At 72.3% G+C, this 21,546-nt stretch carries 23 protein-coding genes; 10 read left to right on the forward strand and 13 right to left on the reverse strand.

The window, feature by feature from the left end; translation table 11 throughout:
• Positions 1-29 precede the first annotated feature (29 nt).
• Together J7I97_RS19185 and J7I97_RS19190 are read right to left on the reverse strand one after the other, a co-directional pair.
• Positions 30-920: a trypsin-like peptidase domain-containing protein gene (locus J7I97_RS19185; protein WP_308369296.1), complete on the reverse strand. Its 891-nt coding sequence runs from the start codon at positions 918-920 to the stop codon at positions 30-32.
• A gap of 151 nt (positions 921-1,071) precedes the next feature.
• Positions 1,072-1,500: a MarR family winged helix-turn-helix transcriptional regulator gene (locus tag J7I97_RS19190; RefSeq protein WP_214936479.1), complete on the reverse strand. Its 429-nt coding sequence runs from the start codon at positions 1,498-1,500 to the stop codon at positions 1,072-1,074.
• Positions 1,501-1,632: 132 nt separating this feature from the next.
• Between J7I97_RS19190 and J7I97_RS19195 the strand changes: the two genes are divergently transcribed.
• Complete coding sequence (locus tag J7I97_RS19195) at positions 1,633-2,517, forward strand: MBL fold metallo-hydrolase (protein ID WP_214936481.1); 885 nt, start codon at positions 1,633-1,635, stop codon at positions 2,515-2,517.
• Positions 2,518-2,597: 80 nt separating this feature from the next.
• Here the strand turns inward: J7I97_RS19195 and J7I97_RS19200 are convergent, their stop codons facing one another.
• From J7I97_RS19200 to J7I97_RS19215, 4 genes are all read right to left on the reverse strand, one after another.
• Positions 2,598-3,242, reverse strand: a complete 645-nt coding sequence (locus tag J7I97_RS19200) for a response regulator transcription factor (RefSeq protein ID WP_214936483.1) — start codon at positions 3,240-3,242, stop codon at positions 2,598-2,600.
• Positions 3,206-4,492, reverse strand: a complete 1,287-nt coding sequence (locus tag J7I97_RS19205) for a histidine kinase (RefSeq protein ID WP_214936485.1) — start codon at positions 4,490-4,492, stop codon at positions 3,206-3,208. The genes J7I97_RS19200 and J7I97_RS19205 overlap by 37 nt, the downstream gene beginning before the upstream one ends.
• Positions 4,489-5,325 (reverse strand): CPBP family intramembrane glutamic endopeptidase, encoded by an 837-nt coding sequence (locus J7I97_RS19210; protein WP_214936487.1) that lies wholly within the window; start codon positions 5,323-5,325, stop codon positions 4,489-4,491. Before J7I97_RS19210 ends, J7I97_RS19205 begins: the two co-directional genes overlap by 4 nt.
• A 170-nt stretch (positions 5,326-5,495) precedes the next feature.
• Positions 5,496-6,716 carry an amidohydrolase family protein gene (locus J7I97_RS19215; RefSeq protein WP_214936489.1) on the reverse strand — a complete coding sequence of 407 codons (1,221 nt, stop codon included), beginning with the start codon at positions 6,714-6,716 and terminating at the stop codon, positions 5,496-5,498.
• 132 nt (positions 6,717-6,848) lie between these two features.
• On the opposite strand from J7I97_RS19215, the gene J7I97_RS19220 reads away from it, so the two are divergent.
• From J7I97_RS19220 to J7I97_RS19230, 3 genes are all read left to right on the forward strand, one after another.
• The gene (locus tag J7I97_RS19220; protein ID WP_251058957.1) at positions 6,849-10,016 is read left to right on the forward strand and encodes a BTAD domain-containing putative transcriptional regulator; all 3,168 of its coding nucleotides are present in this window, start codon (positions 6,849-6,851) and stop codon (positions 10,014-10,016) included.
• Positions 10,017-10,190: 174 nt separating this feature from the next.
• Entirely contained in the window at positions 10,191-10,379 is a 189-nt protein-coding gene (locus J7I97_RS19225) for a hypothetical protein (protein ID WP_214936555.1), read from the forward strand.
• Between the two features lie 221 nt (positions 10,380-10,600).
• Entirely contained in the window at positions 10,601-11,410 is an 810-nt protein-coding gene (locus J7I97_RS19230; protein ID WP_214936492.1) for a class I SAM-dependent methyltransferase, read from the forward strand.
• On the opposite strand, the gene J7I97_RS19235 is transcribed toward J7I97_RS19230, so the two are convergent.
• Entirely contained in the window at positions 11,407-13,023 is a 1,617-nt protein-coding gene (locus tag J7I97_RS19235; RefSeq protein ID WP_214936494.1) for a FadD3 family acyl-CoA ligase, read from the reverse strand. The two genes, J7I97_RS19230 and J7I97_RS19235, sit on opposite strands and share 4 nt — an antisense overlap.
• Before the next feature lie 95 nt (positions 13,024-13,118).
• Here J7I97_RS19235 and J7I97_RS19240 point away from each other — a divergent pair, with 95 nt between their 5' ends.
• The 3 genes from J7I97_RS19240 to J7I97_RS19250 all read left to right on the forward strand — a co-directional run bounded on the left by J7I97_RS19240 (position 13,119) and on the right by J7I97_RS19250 (position 15,687).
• The gene (locus tag J7I97_RS19240) at positions 13,119-14,270 is read left to right on the forward strand and encodes a lipid-transfer protein (RefSeq protein ID WP_214936496.1); all 1,152 of its coding nucleotides are present in this window, start codon (positions 13,119-13,121) and stop codon (positions 14,268-14,270) included.
• Between the two features lie 188 nt (positions 14,271-14,458).
• On the forward strand, positions 14,459-14,911 hold the full coding sequence (locus tag J7I97_RS19245; protein ID WP_214936498.1) for a Zn-ribbon domain-containing OB-fold protein: 453 nt from the start codon (positions 14,459-14,461) through the stop codon (positions 14,909-14,911).
• Complete coding sequence (locus J7I97_RS19250; protein ID WP_214936500.1) at positions 14,908-15,687, forward strand: enoyl-CoA hydratase/isomerase family protein; 780 nt, start codon at positions 14,908-14,910, stop codon at positions 15,685-15,687. Before J7I97_RS19245 ends, J7I97_RS19250 begins: the two co-directional genes overlap by 4 nt.
• Positions 15,688-15,748: 61 nt before the next feature.
• Here J7I97_RS19250 and J7I97_RS19255 read toward each other — a convergent pair whose 3' ends face one another.
• Together J7I97_RS19255 and J7I97_RS19260 are read right to left on the reverse strand one after the other, a co-directional pair.
• On the reverse strand, positions 15,749-16,426 hold the full coding sequence (locus tag J7I97_RS19255; protein ID WP_214936502.1) for a hypothetical protein: 678 nt from the start codon (positions 16,424-16,426) through the stop codon (positions 15,749-15,751).
• A gap of 48 nt (positions 16,427-16,474) precedes the next feature.
• Entirely contained in the window at positions 16,475-17,164 is a 690-nt protein-coding gene (locus tag J7I97_RS19260) for a TetR/AcrR family transcriptional regulator (RefSeq protein WP_214936503.1), read from the reverse strand.
• Between the two features lie 154 nt (positions 17,165-17,318).
• On the opposite strand from J7I97_RS19260, the gene J7I97_RS19265 reads away from it, so the two are divergent.
• Positions 17,319-17,894: an NADPH-dependent FMN reductase gene (locus J7I97_RS19265; RefSeq protein ID WP_214936505.1), complete on the forward strand. Its 576-nt coding sequence runs from the start codon at positions 17,319-17,321 to the stop codon at positions 17,892-17,894.
• Positions 17,895-18,201: 307 nt separating this feature from the next.
• On the forward strand, positions 18,202-18,702 hold the full coding sequence (locus J7I97_RS19270) for a hypothetical protein (protein WP_214936507.1): 501 nt from the start codon (positions 18,202-18,204) through the stop codon (positions 18,700-18,702).
• 57 nt (positions 18,703-18,759) lie between these two features.
• Here the strand turns inward: J7I97_RS19270 and J7I97_RS19275 are convergent, their stop codons facing one another.
• From J7I97_RS19275 to J7I97_RS19290, 4 genes are all read right to left on the reverse strand, one after another.
• A complete protein-coding gene (locus tag J7I97_RS19275) occupies positions 18,760-19,209 on the reverse strand; it encodes a hypothetical protein (protein ID WP_214936509.1) in 450 nt (149 codons plus the stop codon).
• Positions 19,202-19,612: an ATP-binding protein gene (locus J7I97_RS19280; RefSeq protein ID WP_308369295.1), complete on the reverse strand. Its 411-nt coding sequence runs from the start codon at positions 19,610-19,612 to the stop codon at positions 19,202-19,204. The genes J7I97_RS19275 and J7I97_RS19280 overlap by 8 nt, the downstream gene beginning before the upstream one ends.
• Positions 19,609-19,755, reverse strand: a complete 147-nt coding sequence (locus tag J7I97_RS19285; protein ID WP_214936511.1) for a hypothetical protein — start codon at positions 19,753-19,755, stop codon at positions 19,609-19,611. Before J7I97_RS19285 ends, J7I97_RS19280 begins: the two co-directional genes overlap by 4 nt.
• Positions 19,756-19,901: 146 nt before the next feature.
• Positions 19,902-20,627, reverse strand: coding sequence for a GntR family transcriptional regulator (locus J7I97_RS19290; protein ID WP_214936513.1), 726 nt, complete (start codon positions 20,625-20,627; stop codon positions 19,902-19,904).
• 87 nt (positions 20,628-20,714) lie between these two features.
• Between J7I97_RS19290 and J7I97_RS19295 the strand changes: the two genes are divergently transcribed.
• Positions 20,715-21,527 carry a class I SAM-dependent methyltransferase gene (locus tag J7I97_RS19295; RefSeq protein WP_214936515.1) on the forward strand — a complete coding sequence of 271 codons (813 nt, stop codon included), beginning with the start codon at positions 20,715-20,717 and terminating at the stop codon, positions 21,525-21,527.
• Positions 21,528-21,546 lie beyond the last annotated feature (19 nt).

The following is a 21,546-nucleotide window of genomic DNA, read 5'->3' on the forward strand; positions in this document are numbered from 1 at the left end:
GCGGTGGCGGTGGCGGTGGCGGTGGCCGGTTAGCGGGGCGGGCTCGACGTGGCCTTCGTGTAGAGGGAGGCCGCGTAGTCGCCCAGGATGGTGCTCGTGGACACGTCGTCCGAGTCGCCGCCCGTCAGGATTCCTATGATCTTGCCGTCGTCGGCTATCCACGCACTGCCGCTGGTGCCGCCCGGGAAGTCCGCGCAGTCGAAGCGCTGTTCCGTCGCGCCCTCGCGGACCGCGACGGCCTTGCACGTACGGGGGACCTTGCGGTCGGCGGGGTAGCCGGTGACCGTGACCTGCTCGCCCGAGCGGCCGGAGGTGTCCAGGACGGCGCCGCCGGTGACGTCCTCTATGGCGCGGCCCGAGGCGTCCGGGGCGAGGCGGGCGAATGCGAGGTCGTAGTTGTCGTCGCCGCCGCTGGACCAGCGGGCGTCCTCGTACACCTCGTCGAGCTTCCATGTGCCGTACGGGGCCACGCCGTTCGCGTATGCGGGTGCGAAGATCGCCCCGCCTGCGCCGGACTGCCCGGCGAGCAGGCAGTGGCCGGCGGTGATGATGAGGTTCCGGCCGGGGCTGCGCACCACCGTCGCGGTGCAGAAGTGACCCCCGTCCAGGCCGCCCGTGAACAGCGCACCGGTGAAGGCCGCCGGGCTGCCCTGGCCGGGCGGGGAGGTGGGCGCGGAGGCGGGCGGCGAGCTGGGCGGGGACAGCGAAGGGTGCGGGGTCGGGGAGGTCGACAGCTGGGGGCCCTTTGGCGTTTGCGATCGCGATGACTGATTGGGTGAGGCCGCCCGGCCCGGTGCCGCCTTCGACTGCGCCGACGTCCCGCCCTCCACCGGCGGCACCACTTTCGTCATGGCCGCGGACGCGCCGAGCGCAGCCGCCACACACAACACCGCGGTCACCACGGTCCGCTTGTCCACCACAGACAACACCCCTCCAGCTTTGCTCTGGCGAATCATGTCGTGGCGCCACCGCCTCCGCAAGGCCGAGTTCGGCCCCGTATCGCCGCCGCCTAGGACTTGGCCGCGGCACCCCGTACTCCTGGCCGCCTCCAGTTGCCGCGCCGACACCGGCTCACGGACGGGCGATGGCCTGCTCCAGCAGGCCGTGCAGGACGCGCTGCTCCTGCGGGGTGAGGCCGGACAGCGGAGAGTCCACGGCGAGCAGCCCGAGGAGTCGTTCGCGCAGTGCGGTGCCCTCGGCGGTGAGGACGAGGTGCCTGGCACGGCGGTCGGTGGGGTGCGGGTGGCGCTCGACCAGGCTCTGCTTCTCCAGCTTGTCGACGACGAAGGTGGTGTTGGAGGGCTCGCAGCTCATGCGTTCGGCGAGCTCCCGCATGGTCATCGGCCCGCTCATCTCCCGCAGCGCGGTCGCCTGGGACGCGGTGAGGCCCAGGGTGGCCGCGCGCTCCCGTACGTGCTCGGCGATCCGCTGGGCCAGCCCGTTCACCAGGCCGCACAGCTGTCGCTCGGCGATGGCCTGCCGCTCCGGGGACGTCGTCATGCCACCACCCTAACAAGTCCGTCAAGCCAAAATATTTACAACTTGAATGATTCGAACTTGATGCTTATGGTTGCCGTCGTCGCCACGGTGAAGTCCGGCGACGATCTGATGGCAACTCACAAGGGGTAACTCATGGCCGACTTGACGATGGACCAGGGCGAACGACTGCGCCGGCCGGCGGGAATCCGCTCGATACGGCTCGGCGGCACGAAGGTGACGTACGTACCGGACGGCGATGTGCGGCTCCGGCCGCTGGAGCTGCTCCAGGACACCACCGACGAGGTGTGGGCGGCGCACCCGGAGTACCTGGACGCCACGGGCCACCTCGTGGGGAGCGTCGGCGGTCTGCTGGTGGAGCACGGCGACCGCGCGCTGCTGATCGACGCGGGCTTCGGCCCGCGGACGCTCGAGGTTCCGGGCGGCCCGATCGGCGTGATCCACGGCGGTGCGCTCCCGCGCAGCCTGGCCGAACTCGGTCGCACCCCCGAGGACATCGAAGCGGTGGCCTTCACCCACCTGCACTCCGACCACCTCGGCTGGGCCTGCCATCCCGCCCCCGGCGGTGACCGGCCCGTGTTCGCCCACGCCGACTACCTGATCTCCGAGCCGGAGTGGGAGCGGCGCGACCTCCTGGAGGCCCAGGGCATGACCGAGCAGGTCGCGGCGCTCGCACCGCGCGTGCGTACGATCACGGACGGGCAGGAGATCTTCCCCGGCGTCCGCGTGCGGATCACCCCCGGCCACACCGTCGGGCACGCCGAGTACGTCATCACCGGGGGCGGACGGCGTCTGATCGCCTTCGGTGACGCCGTGCATTCGCCGATCCAGATCGACCACCCCGACTGGTCCTCGGCCTTCGACCACGACCCCGTCCGGACCGCCGGGCACCGCCGCCGCCTCGTCGCCGAGCTGGCGGAGCCCGGCACGATCGGCTTCGGCGTCCACTTCGCCGACGTGGTGTTCGGACACGTCCAGCAGGATGGGGACGGCCCGGCCTGGCGGCCCCTGGACGCCTGACGAAACTCGGACTGCCGAGCCGCGGGTGGCGGGCCGTTGTGTGGCCCGTGCCGGTACGGAACCCTGCTGACGACAGGGGCCTAGCGCCGCAGGTACGCGAGGACGGCCAGGACCCGGCGGTTGTCCTCGGTGGAGGGGGCGATGCCGAGCTTGGCGAAGATGCTCGCGGTGTGCTTGGCGACGGCGCTCTCGCTGAAGTGGAGGGTGCCCGCGATGGCGGCGTTCGAGCGGCCTTCCGCCATCAGTTCCAGGACGTCGCGTTCGCGCGGAGTGAGGGCGGAGATGGTGCCCCGGGCGTCGCCGCGCGACAGCAGCCGGGCGATCACCTGCGGGTCCAGGACGGTGCCGCCGGCGGCGACGCGGCGGACGGCGTCGACGAACTGGCCGGTGTCGGTGACCCGATCCTTGAGCAGGTAGCCCACGCCGCCGTCGTCGCTCGCCAGGAGCTCGTTCGCGTAGAGCTGGTCGACGTACTGGGAGAGGACGAGGACCGGCAGACCGGGACGGTGCCGGCGGGCTTCGAGGGCGGCCTGGAGGCCCTCGTCGGTGAAGGACGGCGGCAGGCGTACGTCGACGACCGCGACGTCCGGCGCGTCCTCCAGCAGGGCGCGCAGGAGGGAGGGGCCGTTGTCCACGGCGGCGACGACGTCGAAGCCGTGCTCCCGGAGCGTGCGGACCAGACCGTCCCTCAGGAGGAAGAGGTCTTCGGCAAGGACGACGCGCACGGGATCTCCAGGGTCACTGTGGTCGGTCCGCCCTGCGGGCTGTGCAGGGCGAGGCTGCCGTCGAAGGTAGCCAATCGCCTCCGGACGCCGAGCAGTCCGGTCCCCCGGGTGGGATCCGCCCCGCCGCTCCCGTCGTCGGTGACCGTGATGCGCAGCCGCGGGCCGCCGTCGCCCACACCGTCGCCGTCGTGTGCGAGGACGACGTCGACGCGATCGGCGCCGGAGTGCTTCGCCGCGTTGGCCAGCAGCTCGTTGACCGCGAAATAGGCGGCAGATTCGACCGCGGCCGGCAGCCGCCCGGCCAGAGCCGCCTCGACGCGCACGTCGAGGAAGCTGTCGAGGGCCAGGGAGCGCACGGCGTCACCCAGACCGCGGTCGGTGAGGACCGGCGGCTGGATGCCCCGGACCAGGTCGCGCAGGTCCTCCAGGGCCCGCGCGGACAGCTCGCGCACCTCCAGCAACGCGGCCCGGGCGGCCGGCGGATCGTGCTGCAGCAGCCGCGTCGCGCTGTCGAGACGCATCCCCAGGGCGACGAGACGGGCCTGGGCCCCGTCGTGCAGATCCCGCTCGATGCGTTGGAGTTCGGCCGCCCGGCCGTCCAGGGCGTCCATCCGCGTGTCCGTCAACTGCTCAATGCGGCGGTGTAGTTCGGCGCTGCGGGGCGCGGTGAGGAGCAGCCGGCTCCAGCGGGCGTGCAGGCGCAGGAGGCAGGGTGCGAGGAGGAGGCCCGCGGCCGTGAAGGCGAGGCCCAGCACCAGCGCCGCGACCATCAGGCCAGTGCTGTGCACGGGGACGAACGCGTACCAGTTGCCGTCGTCGATCAGCCGCCACACGAACGGCTGGACGAGCGCCCCGAACACCCCGTAGACGACGAGGGACGGGGGTCCGGCGACCAGCAGACCGCCCACCAGGGGCTCCAGCCACGCCCAGGCCAGGTCCCGCCAGAACCCCGCGTCGGCCAGGACCGCGCGGGCCCCCGCCGTCCGCGGGAGCGGATCCGGCGGGCTGATCCGCACCCCCGACCACAGCGCCGCCCGTTGTCGGGCGCGGTCAGCGCACCGGCGCAGCGCGGCCGCGGCCGGCGGCAGCATCCGATGCCCGAGGCCGACGGGCAGCAACAGCAACGCGCCTACGACACCCGACCCGACGACGGCCACCGCCAGGCCCAGCAGACCGGCCAGCTGGCAGCGGCCGACGGCGGCCAGGCCCCGGAAGGACGCCTTACGGGCGCGCGAGGTGATCGAACTCATGTCCCGTGCAGGGTAGTCGGGGCGGGTACGGGCGCCGCTGCCGCTGCCGGTACGGGTGCCGCTGCCGGTGCCGAGGCGTGCCGTCCGGCCCACGCCAGGGCCACCACCAGGCAGGAGAGCCCGAAGCAGAGCATCGGGAGGACGGCCCCGGACTCCTCGTCCATAAAGAGGAGCAGCCCGAGATTGACGAGCGTGTGGAAGCCGCCCGCGAGCAGCAGGCGGTACGGACCGCCCGTACCGTCGAGCGCGACGCCCAGCACGACCGACATGGCCACGGTTGCGACGAGGAATCCCGCGGCGCAGGCCGGGCCCTGCGCGAAGACCGGTACGTGCCAGGCGCCCCACACCGCACCCACCGTCACCGACGAGACCAGCGCCCCGAACCGGGCCCGCAGCAGCGGCTGGAGGAAGCAGCGCCAGCCGATCTCCTCCCCGCACGCCCCCACCAGCTGCGCCGCCGCGATCAGCACGAAGGGGTGGTGCAGGGCTCCCGGAGGTGTGAAGCCCGCGCCCCCGGAGGCCACCCCGTGCACGAGGACGGTGAGCGCGACGATCAGAGCGGCCGTGCCGAGGATGGCCACGGCGCGGCGGGGGCTCCGTCCGACCCCGCCCCGCAGCAGCTCGCGGGTCCGCCGCCACCGGTGCAGCGCGACCGCACCCACCCCCACGGCCGGCCCGAACTGGGTCAGCTGCACCACCTCGGCGGGCACACCGGTCCCCGGCTGCACCGCCCCCAGTGCCCCGGCCGCCACGAAGGCCACCGCGGTGAACACCCCAGCCGCACCCCACACCCCGCCGCGCCCCGCCGGTTCCACGCCGTCCACCGTTCCCATGACCGTCCCGCCCGTCTGCTCGTGTCCCTACGCAGACGACGATGCCGGTCGGGGCGGCCCCGGCCACTGCACCTGGCACCCCGGCGGGGGTGTACCCGGCTCCACCCCCGCCCGGTGCTGCTTGGTGCCGGATGCCGCGGCGCCGCAGGTATTCGCGGCACGGCCGGCCACTACGCCCCCGGCCAGAGCCCCTCCGCCGTCAGGCCCAGCAGGTCGATCGCGTTGCCGCGCACGATGCGGTCCACCACGTCCGCCGCGAGGTGGCCCATCTGGGCCTCGCCGACCTCGCGGGACTTGGGCCAGGTGGAGTCGGAGTGCGGGTAGTCCGTCTCGTACAGGACGTTGCCCACACCGATCGCGTCCAGGTTCCTCAGCCCGAAGGCGTCGTCGAAGAAGCAGCCGAAGACGTGCTCGGCGAACAGCTCCGACGGCGGGCGCAGCACCTTGTCCGCCACCCCGCCCCAGCCACGGTTCTCCTCCCACACCACGTTCGCGCGCTCCAGGATGTACGGGATCCAGCCGATCTGGCCCTCCGCGTACATGATCTTGAGGTTCGGGAAGCGCTCGAACTTGCCGCTCATCAGCCAGTCCACCATCGAGAAGCAGCAGTTGGCGAAGGTGATGGTGGAGCCGACGGCCGGCGGGGCGTCCGCCGAGGTGGACGGCATCCGCGACGAGGAGCCGATGTGCATGGCGATGACCGTGCCGGTCTCGTCGCAGGCCTCCAGGAAGGGGTCCCACTCGTCCGTGTGGATGGAGGGGAGCCCGAGGTGGGGCGGGATCTCCGAGAAGGCGACCGCGCGGACACCCCGCGCCGCGTTGCGGCGGACCTCGGCGGCGGCCAGCCGGGCGTCCCACAGCGGGATCAGGGTGAGGGGGATCAGCCGGCCCGCCGCCTCGGGGCCGCACCACTCCTCCACCATCCAGTCGTTGTACGCGCGTACGCCGAGCAGCCCGAGCTCGCGGTCCTTGGCCTCGGTGAAGGTCTGTCCGCAAAAGCGCGGGAAGGTCGGGAAGCAGAGCGCCGACTGGACGTGGTTGACGTCCATGTCGGCGAGACGGTCGGGAACCGAGAAGGAGCCCGGGCGCATCTGCTCGTAGGTGATGACTTCCAGTTTGATCTCGTCGCGGTCGTACCCGACCGCCGTGTCCAGCCGGGTGAGCGGTCTGTGCAGGTCTTCGTAGACCCACCAGTCGCCTATCGGGCCGTCGTCGCCCTTGGCACCCATGACAGGGGCGAACTTGCCTCCGAGGAAGGTCATTTCCTTCAAGGGGGCGCGGACGACGCGGGGGCCGGTGTCCTGGTACTTGGACGGGAGCCGGTCCCGCCAGACGTGGGGGGGCTCAACCGTGTGGTCGTCCACCGAGATGATCTTCGGGAAGGTCTCCATACGGTCTACCGTAGCGCTGATCTGACGAACCGTCAGCTAGTTGGCGGGGGATCGCCCAGCGGCGGGCTGACGTGCACGTGCAAGACAGGGCAGACTGACCCTTACACCGACGGAAGGCAGGGGGGACGACTGATGGACGGCATACCGGCCATCCCGCAGCAGCGGAACCACCCCAAGGCGGCCCCCGGCAGTGCGGCCCGGCAGGCCGCACCCACACCCATGTCCGCACCGGCGCCCGTACCGGAACCCACGGCAGTACCCGTACCGGAACCCGCGCCTGCGCCCTCGGTCGCCCGGCAGCACGCCGAGCAGCCCGCCCAGTCGCCCGCCCGGCAGCACGCCGAGCAGCCCGCCCGGCAGCCCGCCCGGCAAGCCGCCCCCGCCCCCTCCCCCGGCGGCAACCGCTTCGCCGTCCTCGGCCCCATCCGCGCCTGGCGCGGCAGCGAGGCCCTGCCCTCCGGCAGCCCCCAGCAGCGCGCCCTGCTCGCCGTGCTCCTGCTCCGCGACGGCCGCACCGCCACCGCGCCCGAGCTCATCGACGCCATCTGGGGCGAGGACCCGCCCCAGCAGGCCCTCGCCACCATCCGTACCTACGCCTCCCGCCTGCGCAAGGTCCTCGAACCCGGGCTGCTCGTCACCGAGTCCGGCGGCTACGCCATCCGGCTGCGCCACATGGAGGCCCTCGACCTCGGCGTCGCCCGCGCCCTGGCCGCCGACGCCGAACAGGCCCGCGCCGCCGGTGACCGCGCCCTCGCCCGCACCCTGCTCGCCCGCTCCCTCGACCTGTGGGAGGGCGAACCCCTCGCCGGCGTCCCCGGCCCGCACGCCGAGACGGAACGCACCCGCCTCGCCGAGTGGCGCCTCCAGCTGCTGGAGACCCGCCTCGACCTCGACCTGGAGGTCGGCCACCACGCCGAGGCCGTCTCCGAACTCACCGCGCTGACCGCCGCCCACCCCCTGCGCGAGCGGCTGCGCGAACTGCTGATGCTCGCCCTGTACCGCAGCGGGCGGCAGGCCGAGGCCCTCGCCGTCTACGCCGACACCCGCCGGCTCCTCGCCGACGAACTCGGCGTCGACCCCCGCCCCGAGCTCTCCGCCCTCCAGCAGCGCATCCTGCGTGCCGACGCCGAACTCGCCCGCGCCGAGGACCCCGCACCGGCCGCCGCCGCCGTCCACGTAAGGCCCGCCCAATTGCCCGCCACGGTCCCCGACTTCACCGGCCGCACCCCCTTCGTGGCCGAGCTCGGCGCCATCCTGGCCGGTGCCGAAGGCCAGGTCATGGCCGTCTCCGCGCTCGCCGGCATAGGCGGCGTCGGCAAGACCACCCTCGCCGTGCACGTCGCGCACGCCGCCCGCCCGCACTTCCCCGACGGGCAGCTGTACGTCGACCTCCAGGGCACCGAGCCGCGCCCCGCCGAACCCGAGGCGGTCCTCGGCTCCTTCCTCCGGGCGCTCGGCACACCCGACACGGCCATCCCCGACTCCCCTGCCGAACGGGCCGCGCTCTACCGCTCCACCCTCGACGGCCGCCGCGTCCTGGTGCTGCTCGACAACGCCCGCGACGCCGCCCAGGTACGCCCGCTGCTGCCGGGCACCTCCGGCTGCGCCGCCCTCGTCACCAGCCGGGTCCGCATGTCGGGCCTCGCCGGGGCCCATCTCGTCGACCTCGATGTGATGAGCCCCGATGAGGCTCTGCAACTGTTCACCCGGATCGTCGGCGCCGAGCGGGTCGGCGCCGAACGCCAGGCCGCCCTCGACGTCGTCGGCGCCTGCGGCTTCCTGCCGCTCGCCATCCGCATCGCCGCCTCCCGGCTCGCCGCCCGCCGCACCTGGACCGTCTCCGTCCTCGCCGCCAAACTCGCCGACGAGCGCCGCCGCCTGGACGAGCTCCAGTCCGGCGACCTCGCCGTCAAGGCCACCTTCGAGCTGGGCTACGGCCAGCTGGAGCCCGCCCAGCAGCGCGCATTCCGCCTCCTCGGCCTCGCCGACGGGCCCGACATCTCCCTCCCCGCCGCGGCCGCCGTACTCGACCTGCCCGAGCACGACACCGAGGACCTCCTGGAGGCTTTAGTCGACTGCTCCCTCCTCGAATCCGCCGCACCCGGCCGCTACCGCTTCCACGACCTCGTACGCCTCTACGCGCGTGCGTGCGCCGAGCGCGACGAGCAGCCGCCGAGCTCGCGCGACGCCGCCCTGGACCGGCTCCTGGACTTCTACCTCGCCACCGCCTCCCGGGTGTACGCGCTGGAGCGCCCCGGCGACCGGCTCCCCGCGCACCTGTCCGCCACCCACTACCCCGGGCTGGTCTTCGCCGAGCCGCGCGCCGCCCTCGACTGGCTCTACGCCGAGGCCGACCCGCTGCTGGCGTGCGTCCGGCAGGCCACCGTACGCACCACCGGGCAGGCGGATGTGCTGCGCCGGGCCGTGGACCTGCTGTGGGCGGCCAAGGACCTCGCCGAGTCCGGGGCCAACTCCAAGCAGTACGAGTCCGTGGCCCTGGCCCTGCGCGACGCCGCGCACGCCGCGAAGGACCCGCACGCCGAGGGCCGGGCCCGCACCACGCTCACCAACACGCACCTGGTCGCCGGCCGGTTCACCGAGGCCGACGACGAGGCCCGCCAGGCCATGGCGCTCGCCCGCGAGGCCGGCGACCCGCTGCCCAGCTGCTGGGCACCCAACGACCGCGGGATCATCGCGCTGTACGAGGGCCGGCACGCCGACGGCGAGCGGTATCTGCTGGAGGCCATCGAGAACTTCCGCGCCGACGGCAACAACGTGGGTGAGGCCAGCGCCCTGTGCAACCTCTCGCGGATCCACGCGGAGCTCGGCCGGCTCACCAGTGCCATAGAGCTCGCCCAGCAGGGCATCGCCATCTACGACCGGATGGGCCTGACCCTGCGCCTTGCCAACGGCCGCTACGCGCTGGGCATCGCCCTCACCCAGGCCGGCCGCCTCGGCGAGGCCCTCACCCAGCTCGCCGAGGCGCTGTCGCTGTTCCACGACAACCGCCAGCCGCTGTGGGAGGGCGTCACGCATTTCCGGCTGGCCGTGGCCCACCTGGCGGCGCGCCGGCCCACCCTGGCCGCCTCGCACGCCGAACAGGCCATCGCGCTGCGCGGGATCGGCGGCGAGTGGCGCCGGGCCACCGTGCTGACCGTACTGGGCAAGGCGCTGCGGGGGCTGGGGCAGACGGACCGGGCGCGGGCGTGCTGGCGGGACGCGGAGAGCGTGTTCACGCAGCTGGGCTCGGCCGAACTGGCCGAGGTACGCGCCCTGCTGGCCTCGGAGATCGCCGCCTGAGCAGCGCGTGGGGACGGATGAACGGCACGTTCATCGTTCGTTTATCGCCACGCGCCAGTATGTGTACATCGACTCGTCGCCTCGGGGGAGCGAGCGGGTCGGCTGGAGGACCACCCGTTCGGCGGTCCGCGGGGGAATCGCCGAACGGGCCCTACCCATCCATCAGGAGATCCGATGACGAACGAGAACATCCTGACGACCGACGGCGACATCAAGCCGCTCGACAACCACGCCTCGGGCATCGAGATCAAGCCGCTCGACAACCACGCCTCGGGCGGTACGCCGCTGACGACGCAGGAGACCCCTGCCGCGGACGAGGAGATCCAGACGCTGGACAACCACGCGTCGGGCACTCTTCCGTAGCGGAGTCACATCCAGAACCACGGGGGATGCACGGGGGGGGTACCGGGGTACGGGGGTTCCCGGGTACGGGGGAAGGCGGCGGTCGCGGTGGCCCGGAGGGGGAGCCATCGCGGCCGCCGCCGCATGTCCGTCGCCGGACCGTCCGCGACGAGTGCCGCCGGGGAGCGCTCCGCGGCCCCGAGCCCGGCCATGATCCGCCGGACGCCCCCTAAGCTGGAGGGGTGTTCACCTCCCAGGGGCCGAGCGTCCGCGAGCTGGCCGTGCAGGCCCTCTCCTCCATCGAGCGCGGCTACGACCTGCTCTCGCCCAAGTTCGACCAGACCCCCTTCCGCACCCCGGACCGGATGCTCGACGCCGTCGAGGAGGCCCTGGCCCAGCGGGAGGGCTCCTTCGGGGCCGGGCTGGACGTGTGCTGCGGCACCGGCGCCGGGCTCGGGATGCTGCGCCGGCTGTGCCGGGGCCGGGTCACCGGGGTGGACTTCAGCGCGGGCATGCTGGCCGAGGCCGAGCGCGCCCACCCCGATGGCGTGGACTTCGTACGGGCCGACGCACGGGCGCTCCCGGCCGCGCTCGGGGACTCGTACGACCTGGCGGTGAGCTTCGGGGCCTTCGGGCACTTCCTCCCGGCCGAGCGGCCCGCCCTCTTCTCGGGCGTCCACTCCGCCCTGCGCGACGGTGGCCTCTTCGCCTTCCCGATCGGCGCCCCGCTGCCACTGAGCTCCCCGGCCTGGTGGGCGATGGCGGGGTTCGACGCGGCGATGCGGGTGCGCAACGCGGTGTGGCGGCCGCCCTTCGTCATGTACTACCGGACCTTCCCGCTGGGCGGCGTCCGCGCGGACCTGCGGGCGGCCGGCTTCACGGTGGAAACGGTCCCGCTGGAGCACTTCGGGCGCCGCCCCGACGGCAGTCCGCGCTGGCGGCTGGTCCTCGCCCGGAAGGGCGGCGGGCCTAGCGGGACCGACGGGCCGGGGGGCGGGCCTGGTCTGCGGCCTGCCGGCGGGCCTGGCCGCGGAACCGGCGGGCGGGCCTAGCGGGCCCGGAGTTCGGTCTTGAGCACCTTGCCACTCGCGTTGCGCGGCAGTTCGGCGACGAACTCCACCGCCCGCGGCACCTTGTAGTTGGCCATCTCCCGCCGCGACCACGCGATCAGGTCGTCGCCGGTCAGCGTGGAGCCGGGGCGGCGCACCGCGTACGCCTTGCCGACCTCGCCCAGCCGCGGGTCCGGGATGCCGACCACCGCGACGTCCGCGATGTCCGGGTGCAGGCCGATGAGCTGCTCGATCTCGGCGGGGTAGGCGTTGAAACCGCCGACGATGAACATGTCCTTGATCCGGTCGGTGATGCGCAGGTTGCCGTCCGCGTCGAGCACGCCGACGTCGCCGGTGCGCAGCCAGCCCTCCTCGGTGATCGCCTCGGCGGTCTCGGCCGGGTCCTCGAAGTACCCCTGCATGACGTGGTGGCCGCGCACCCACACCTCGCCCGCCTGCCCGGCGGGCCGGCCCCGCCCCTCCGGGTCCGCGATCATCACCTCGGTGTCCGGGATGGCCCGGCCCGAGGTCGAGGAGATGATCCCGGCCGGGTCGCCGCGGCGGCACATGGTGACGATGCCGCTCGCCTCCGAGAGCCCGTAGGCCGTGAGCACGGTGGCGATCCGCAGCTCACTGCGGAGCCGCTCGACGAGCTGGAGCGGGACCACGGCCGCGCCCGTGACGACCAGGCGCAGGGCGGACAGGTCGTGGTGGTCGCGCTGCGGGTGGTCCAGGAGCGACTGGTGCAGGGTCGGCGGCCCGGGGAGTACGGAGATCCGCTCGGCGGCGACGTTGGCGAGGACGGTGTCCACGTTGAACACGGGCTGCGGGACCATCGTGGCCCCGCGCATCAGGCACGCGATGATCCCGGCCTTGTAGCCGAAGGTGTGGAAGAAGGGGTTCACGATGAGGTAGCGGTCGCCCTCGCGCAGTCCGGCGAGCTCGCTCCACACCTGGTAGCAGCGCAGTGTCTGGGCGTGGGTGATGACGGCGCCCTTGGGGCTGCCGGTGGTGCCGGAGGTGAAGATGATGTCGGAGGGGGCGTTGGAGCGTATGGAGTCGGCGCGCTCGCGCACCGCCTCGGCCGGTACGCAGTCGCCGCCGGCCAGGAAGTCCTTCCAGGTGCGGAAGGACTCCGGGGCGTCCTCGGCGAGGACGACGACCTGCTCCAGGTGCTCCAGCCCGGGCAGCGGCCCGGTGCCGGGCCCGTCGGCGGCGGCGCGGCGCAGGGAGGCGACGTAGGAGGTCCCCAGGAAGGTGCCGGTGATGAACAGCAGCTTGGCCCGGCTGCGCTGGAGGACGTACGCGGCTTCCGCGCCCTTGAAGCGGGTGTTGAGCGGGACGAGCACGGCGCCCGCCGAGACGGCCCCGAGCGCGGAGACGATCCACTCCAGGGTGTTGGGCGCCCAGACGGCGACCCGGTCCCCGGGTTCGACGCCGGCGGCGAGACAGCCGGCCGCGGCCCGCTCGACGCGTTCGCCGAGCTGCGCGTAGCTGATCCGGACGCGCCCGTCGACGACGGCCTCGTGCCCGGCGTACCGCTCCGCGGCGGCGCGCACCAGTTCGGCGATGCTCCCCCAGCGCAGATCCCCGCGCCCGTCGATGCCTTCGCCCATCGCCCGCCCCTCCCTGCGACACCAATAGCTGACTATCCGTCAGATTAGCTGTAGCCTTCGCCGCTGTCAGTACCGGTAGCCCCTCGGAGGTGGCGATGACGACAACGCTCAAAGACGCTACGGCAATTGTCGGAATAGGCCAGACCGCCTTCGCGAAACGGCTGCCAGGCAGCGAGAAGGAACTCGCCTGCCGCGCCGTCCTCGCAGCGCTCGCCGACGCCGGGATCGCACCCTCGGAGGTCGACGCCTTCGCGTCCTACACGATGGAGGAGACCGACGAGGTCGAGGTCGCCAAAGCCATCGGCGCCGGCGACGTCACCTTCTTCTCCAAGGTCGGCTACGGCGGCGGCGGTTCCTGCGCCACCGTCGGCCACCTCGCGGCCGCCGTCGCCACCGGGCAGGCCTCGGTCGGAGTCGCCTGGCGCTCGCGCAAACGCGGCTCGGGACCTCGACCGTGGAAGAACACGGCCGTGCAGCTGCCCACCCCCGGCCAGTGGACCCGCCCGTTCGGCCTGCTGCGCCCGGCCGACGAGATCGCCATGCTGGCCCGCCGCTACATGCACGAGTACGGGGCCACCCGCGACCACCTCTTCAACGTGGCGATGGCCTGCCGCAACCGGGCCAACGAGAACCCGGCCGCGATGATGTACGAGCGGCCGCTGACCCGCGAGATGTACATGACCTCCCGCATGATCAGCGACCCGCTCTGCCTCTTCGACAACTGCCTGGAGACCGACGGCGCGCTGGCCTGCGTGATCGTCTCCGCCGAGCGGGCCCGGGACTGCCGGCAGAAGCCGGTGTACGTACACTCCGTCGCCCAGGGCCTGCCCGCCCAGCACCACGGCATGGTCAACTACTGGAACGACGACCCGCTGTCCGGCCCCGCCTGGACCGCCGCCCGGCACCTGTGGAAGCAGGCCGACTTCGGGCCGCAGGACGTGGACGTCGCCCAGATCTACGACGCCTTCACGCCGCTGATCCCGCTGTCGCTGGAGGGCTACGGCTTCTGCGGGCGCGGCGAGGGCGCCGCCTTTACCGAGGGCGGGGCGCTGGAAATGGGCGGCCGGCTGCCCATCAACACCGGGGGCGGCGGGCTGAGCGAGGCCTACGTGCACGGCTTCAACCTGATCAACGAGGGCGTGAAGCAGCTGCGCGGCATCTCCACCGCCCAGGTGCCCGACGCCGCGACCTGCCTGGTGACGGCGGGCGAGGGCGTCCCTACGTCCGCGATCCTGCTGCGGGCCTGAGTACGCCGTTGGCCTTGAGCCGTGAGCTGCCTGAGCCGACTGACCTGCCTGTCCTGCCTGAGCCGCCTGCCCTGCCTGAGCTGCCTGAGCTGCCTGAGCCGCCTGAGCCGCCTGAGCCGCCTGAGCCGCCTGAGCCGCCTGAGCCGCCTGAGCCGCCTACGCCTACGCCTACACCTGAGGAGCCGATCATGACTGCCGTGTCACCCGAGAACGACCTCCTCCTCCCCGTCCCGGACGAGGACGGCGCCCCCTTCTGGGAGTACGCCGCACGAGGCGAACTCCGCGTCCAGGCCTGCGCCGCCTGCGGGAGACTCCGCTTCCCGCCCCGCCCCTGCTGCCCGCACTGCCAGTCCTTCGACAGCGAGTGGCGCCTGATGAGCGGGCGCGGCCGCATCTGGTCCTACGTACAGCCGCACCCGCCGCTGCTGCCCGCGTACGCCGCGCAGGCCCCGTACAACGTGATCCTCGTGGAGCTCGCCGACGCCCCGCACATCCGCCTGGCCGGGAATCTCGTCACCTCGGCCGACGCCCCGCTGAATTCGGTGCCCCCGGCCCGGCTGCGCATCGGGGCCCGGGTCCAGGTCGCCTTCACCGAGGTCGGCGGGATGGCCGTGCCGCGCTGGGTACTGGAGAAGTCGTGACCGTGCTGGTGGAGCGGGACAAGGCGAGCGGGGTCGCGGTCGTCACCCTGGACCGGGAGCGCAAGCACAACGCGATCGACCTGGCGACGGCCGCAGAACTGGCCGCGGTGTGGCGGGAGTTCCGGTACGAGGAGGACGTACGGGCGGTGGTGGTGACGGGCGCCGGGACGGCCGCCTTCTGCACCGGCATCGACCGCGGCGTCGAGGTCCCGCAGCCGGGTTCCCCGTACTCGGTGGACGACCCGCTGATCGCGATCGGCCCGAAGGCCAACGACCTGTGGAAGCCGGTGATCGCGGCGGTCAACGGAATGGCGTGCGGCGGCGCGTTCTACGTACTGGGCGAGGCGGAGTTCCTGATCGCCTCGGAGACGGCGACGTTCTTCGACCCGCACACCACGTACGGGATGGTGAGTGCCTACGAGGCCGTGTACATGGCGCAGCGGATGCCGTTCGGCGAGGTCGCCCGGATGTCCCTGATGGGCAATGCGGAACGGCTCTCGGCGCGGCGGGCCTACGAGATCGGTCTGGTCTCGGAGTTGACGGCGCCTGGGGAGCTGCTCCCGGCGGCCCTGCGCGCGGCGCGGACGCTGGCCGGGTTCCCGACGGAGGGGGTGCAGGGCACCGTACGAGCACTGTGGTCGGCGAAGCGGGCCGCGTTGCAGCAGGCCCTGGACCAGGCGCCGGCGCTGATCGCGCTGGGGAATCTGCCGCCGGAGCAGCAGGCCGAGCTGTTCACGGGCCGCCGGGCGGCACCCGACGCCCCCCGGGTGCGCTGAGGGGGGCGGGCGGGCGGGGTATTCAGCGGGGGCGTTCAGCGGGTGCGTTCGGCGGGTGCGTTCAGCGGGTGGGCTTCGGCTTCGGCTTGGCGGCCGGGGTGCGGCTGGAGTTGGGGTCCGGGGCGCCGGTGGAGGTCGCCCTGGGCGTCGCCGTGGCCGTGGACCCCGAGGAGGAGAGGGCCTCGATCCGTGCGACGTAGCACCGCTGGACATCCCCGGCCTTCTCCGGGACCTCCATCGGCACGTCGACGGTCTGGCTACCGCGCGCCTTGAGCCTGACCTCCACGGAGGTGGAGTCGACTCCGCCGACCGCCCCCTCGAAGACCACCGGCACCCGGAAGGTTCGGTCGGTGTCCGCGTCGGAGGTGACCTTGACGGTGGCCTTCGGCCTGCCCGGGCCGGCGCAGGTGACGATCTCCGCGTGCGCGGCCGGCGTGGTCGTGGTCGAGGTGGGCGAGGCGTGAACGTTTCCTCCGCCGTTGCCGCTACCACTACGACTACCGACGCTGTAGCTCTTCTTCTTAGGCTTGCTGCTCTTGGAACTGGAGCAGCCGCCCCCGCTGCTGCCGCTGCTCTTGCTCTTACCGCTGCTCTTACCGCTGCTCTTACCGCTGCTCTTACCGCTACTCTTCCCGCTGCTCTTCCCGCCGTGGCTCCCGCCGCTGGACGAGAATCCGGTCAGCGCGAACACGACGGCCACGAGCACCGCGGTGAACCTGATACGACGTCCAGCGATCACGGCCCGAACCCTCCCCTTGGACAATGGCGGGCCACGCTATCAGGGCGATCAAGCGCCACCCGTGGCATACCGGGTCAGGAACAGGTCGACTCCGCCGGCCGCCTGGGCGAGCAATTCCGCGTCCGTGGGCGCGTATCCGGGGTCGAACGTCTTGGCGAGCTGCGGGATGGACACGGTGACCGCCACCAGTTGCCGTACGGCGAGCTCAACGTCCGGTACGTCCAGCACGCCTCGCGCGACGAGCACGCGCACGGCGTCCACGAGCGGGGTGTTCATGGCGGCGTAGCTGCGCAGGTACCAGAGCCGGCCGAGCTGCGGGAAGCGCTCGACCTCGCCGATGACGAGCCGGCGCAGGGACATGAGCTCGTCGGTGAGCTGGAGCCGCATCCAGTCGCCCTGCACGCGGACGAGCGCGGCGCGCAGGTCGGGGGCGCCGGTGAGGGTGGCGCCGCAGGGCTCCAGATCGGCGTAGGCGCTGTTGAGAACGCCGCCGATGACCGCGAGGAAGAGCCGCTCCTTGCTGCCGAAGTGCTTGTACACGGTCGGCTTGGAGACGGCGGCGCGGGAGGCGATGGCGTCGACGGAGGCGGCGCTATAGCCGCTGGCGAGGAACTCGGCGATCGCGGCCTCGGTGATCGCGCGCCGCTTGGCCTGGGAGGAGCTGACGGCTTCGGCGATCACGGGAATCCCGTAGGCGTCGTAGCCGTCACAGCCGTCGTCATCGGTGGTGTCACTCATGGGAGCCACCCTACCCCGCGAACTAAACCAAACGGTGTAGTTGCATGACTGAACTGAACGGTTTAGTGTCATCCATGTCGATCAAGCCGCCACGGCCTGACGCCACACCGGGCCTGACGCCATAGGGCCTGACGCCACAACAGGGGGAGACACCATGTCCGCCGAGTTCAAGATCCTCGCCATCTCCGGCAGCCTGCGCGCCGACTCGCACAACACCGCCCTGCTGCGGGCCGCGCAGAAGCACCAGCCCGGCGGCCTGGACATCGAGATCTACGAGGGTCTGCGCGAAATCCCGCCCTACGACCAGGACCTCGACACCCCGCAGGACCGCCCCGCAGCCGTCAACGACCTGCGCCGGCGCATCCTGGAGGCGGACGGGGTGCTCATCGCCACCCCGGAGTTCAACTACTCCATCCCCGGCACCCTGAAGAACGCCCTCGACTGGGTCAGCACCGACTGGACCCGCGAGGAGGGCCTGCTGCTGCTGCGCAAGCCGGTCGCCATCGCGGGCGCGGCGCCGACGAACTTCGGCACGGTGCGGGCCCAGCTGGCGCTGCGGCAGGTGTTCGTGTGGACGGACAGCAATGTGGTGGTGAAGCCCGAGGTGCACCTCTTCCGTTCGTACGAGCGCTTCGACGAGCAGGGCAACCTCACCGACGAGACGTCGATCTCCCTGCTCCAGGACCTGCTCGGCGCCCTGAAGACCAAGATCGAGGCGGCCGCGCGATGAGCACGCCCGCCGGACCGCACGTGACGTCCGCCCCGCCGGTTACGGGGGTAGCGGCGGAGGCGGCCGTCACGACGGTTCCGGGGGCGGGCACGACGTCGACGGTCACGGCGGCGGGCCCGCCTCCAGGCCCTCCCGGGGCGTGAGGCGGCGGTCCGCCGCCGCGTCCCTGCTGGCCGCCGAACCGGTACTCCAGGCGTTCACGCCCTGACCGTGTTCACGTCCTGACCACGGACGCCCCACCCGGCGTGCGGGCCCGGGGCCCCCGGCGTAGCGTCGGGATCAAGACCCCTACCTCGAAGGGCCGGGCATGATCCGCAACGTACTCGGCTCCCTCATGGGTCTCATCGGAGCGGCGGCCGCCGTCTGGAGCCCCTTCCGTCCCTGGTACGACGGCCGTCACGGACGCGACTACCGCCTGGGCGACCTCTTCACCGGGACCGGCATCACCGACGCCAGGGCCACCCTCTTCTTCTCCCTCTTCCTCCCCTGCCTCGTCACCGCCGTGCTCACCCTGGCCGCGATCCTGCTCCGCTCGCGGGTGCTCATGGCCGCCGCCGGGGTCATCGTCCTCGCGTTCGCCGTGCTGTGGATGGTCCGCCAGGGCCAGGCCGTCGGCGGCCTCTCGGTGGGCGGCGACGACGGCCAGGGCCTCGGCGACGGCGTCGCCAACGCCTTCGGCGCGGGCGCCCTGATCCTGCTGGCCGCAGCCGTCATGAGCGGCCGCCCCTCCCGCCGCCTCCGCGACCGCGACCTCCCCAGGCCCCCGGAACCCGAACCCGGGCCCCCTCCGTCGCAGAACCACACCTGACCGCGACCGGCAGTCCGACGCGTGACCTCTAAACGGGAACGGCGCCGCCCGTCACGATCACCCACATGACGCGAGCGCCATTCTCACCAGCGTGCCCGCCCTGTTGAGCAGGAGTTCGGGCACGTATTCCTCGTAGAACCGGATCTGACCGATGACACCCTCGGTGCCGGAGTGCCGGGCGAGCCGCTCCACGAGAGTCTCCAGCTCGGGCAGCAGCTCCGCATGCACCTCTTGGCGCACCGTCAGGGACCACCCCCCGGCAGTCGGGCTCAGCTCACCCACCAGCACGCCGCCGATCCGCCACGCAGGCCCCCGCTCCGCGAGCAGGGGATACGCATCCCCCATCGCGCCCTCCGGGCCATCAGCCTCATCCTCGAAGTCACCGTCACCGTCACCGCCGGCTCCGCCGCCCGTGAGCCCGAGATGCCATCGCAGATCATCGAGTACGGCGCCCAGCACAGAGGGACGAAGGTCCAGGGCCAGATCCACCGCGTACATGTCACCCATGCCTGGACCCTATTCCCACGGACAGCTCCGCCCAGACCCGTTTCCCGGGCCCGGCCCGCTCCCCCACGGCCCACCGGTCGGCGACGGCCGCCACCAGGAACAGCCCCCGCCCGCCTTCGCCTTCCGCCTCGGGGGTCGTAGCCTCCGGCCACCCCGCGCCGGCGTCGTGGACCTCGATCCGGAGCCACTCGGGCAGCCGTACGTACTTGGTCTCGATCTCCCGGTCCCGCGGCCCCGCCGCGTGCCGCACGGCGTTGGTCACCAACTCGGAGACGACGAGCAGTGCGTCTTCCTCCAGCTCCGAAAGGCCCCAGCCAGCCAGGGCTTTCCGTAGCTCCGCCCGCGCGAGCGGCACGGACCGCGCCTCCCGCCGCCACCGCCGCACCACTTCGACTTCGCTCACCGGGCCACCGCCCGCCCGTGGATGACCCGGGGCCCGACGTCGACCCCGTACGTCGCCAGCACGAGTACCTGACGCCGCCACCAGGTGGGCGGCACCAGACACCGCACCAACAGCACCAAGACCAGACCGATAAAATGCAGCATGTCGACGCTCCTCAGAAAGCGTTGGCCACGCCCCCGGACCGTTCGCGCGGTCGCGGGGGTCTTTGCGTTCACGCAGGACCACGCGTAGCGACCGGTCGCGTACGCATGCCTTCAGACTGGAGCGGTGGACCGGTGGACCGGTCCAGTCAACCCTGCTGATTCATGGGGTAGTTGTCGGTGCGCTCCCACAAACCCTCGGGCGTGATGCCTTCCTCGCAGACCAGAGCCGTTCCGTCCTGGTCGTAGGCGGTGTGCAGGACCACTGCCACCGCGCAAGGGCGTTTCACCTGAAGGAGTTCGGCCTCCACTCTCGTTGCCAGGCGTACGGATGTGGCGTCCATGCCCCGAACCGACAGGCGTCCCGTCACGCGCCGCACGTAATGCGTGGTGCCCTCGGCGATCGGGCCGTTCTGATGCAGGCGCGGGCAGAGATCCGAGACCTCCGGCGGAAACCACGCGACCACGTACGAATGAGGCTGGCCCTCCTCCGTGAGGACCAGCCGGGCCCGGTGGAGGGCCTGCCGACCTGCGGCCAGCCCGAGGGCGTCCGCAACGTGAGAAGGAGGCACCAGCATTTCCGGCGCGCCCAGCCGACGGTACGGTCCTCCCTGCGCCCGAGTCGCTCCCGAGCCCCGGCCGCCGGCCGGACGCGCCACCGGAACCTCCGTCACGGCGAAGCCGCGTCCCTGATGGGGTACCACCAGGCCATCGACACGGAGTACTTCCATGGCCTTGATAGCGGTGGCTCGCGAAACCGCCCATTGTTCACACAGATCACGGCTGGACGGCAGAAGGTCTCCCGGGCCGAACTCGGCGTCAGAGATACGACGCCGCAGACTCTCCGCGATCTGTTCATACTTCAGAAGTGCCATGTGAGTTCCTTGAAGCAAGAGGCTGACCGGTTGACCGGTCAGGCTAGGGGGTACCGCCGCCTGCGGCCAGGGCCGAGAATCGGAGCCATGCCGACACATTCCGTAGGCCCAGAGATCATCGCCTTCTACAGCGAGACGATCAGCGAATCCGACCGGCTGAGCAGCAGCGCGGACGGGGTGCTGGAGATGGTTCGCACCCAAGAGCTGCTGCGGCGCCATCTCCCGGGCGCGCCCGCCCGGGTCATCGACATCGGCTCGGGACCCGGCGCCCATGCACGGTGGCTCGCCAAGGACGGGTACGAGGTCGACCTGGTCGACCCGGTGCCGCGCCATGTCGAGGAAGCTGCCGCCGCCGGGTTCCACAGTGCTCTCGGCGATGCCCGCGCTCTGGCGGCCGCCGACGACACCTACGATGTCGCGCTCGTCCTCGGGCCGCTCTACCACCTGCTCGAACACGGCGACCGCCTCCAGGCCCTGCGCGAAGCGGCACGCGTCGTCCGGCCCGGCGGTCTCGTCGCGGCCGCCGCGATCGGCCGGTACGCCTCCCTCTTCGAGCACGTCGCCACCACCATGCTCACCGTCGACCGGGTGCGCGCCGCCGTCACCGACATCCTCGTCAGCGGCCTCCACGAGCCCGGCCGAAAGGGGTTCACCAGCGCCTACTTCCACACAGGCGAGAGCCTGGCGGCCGAGATGCGCGAAGCCGGCCTGAGCGAACCTCGGGTGTACGGGGTAGAAGGCCCGGCATGGTCGGCGCTCAAGGCGACCGAGCAGCACACCAGGGACAGCCTGATCGACTCGAAGATGTTCGAGGCGGCCTTGACGGCGGCGCGCCTTGCCGAGCCGCATCCGGACCTGCTCGCCGCGAGTTCGCACATGCTCGCCGTGGCCACGGTGTAGACGGGCCCGGACATGACGG

Source organism: Streptomyces sp. ISL-87, assembly GCF_018614095.1.
Taxonomy (GTDB): domain Bacteria; phylum Actinomycetota; class Actinomycetes; order Streptomycetales; family Streptomycetaceae; genus Streptomyces.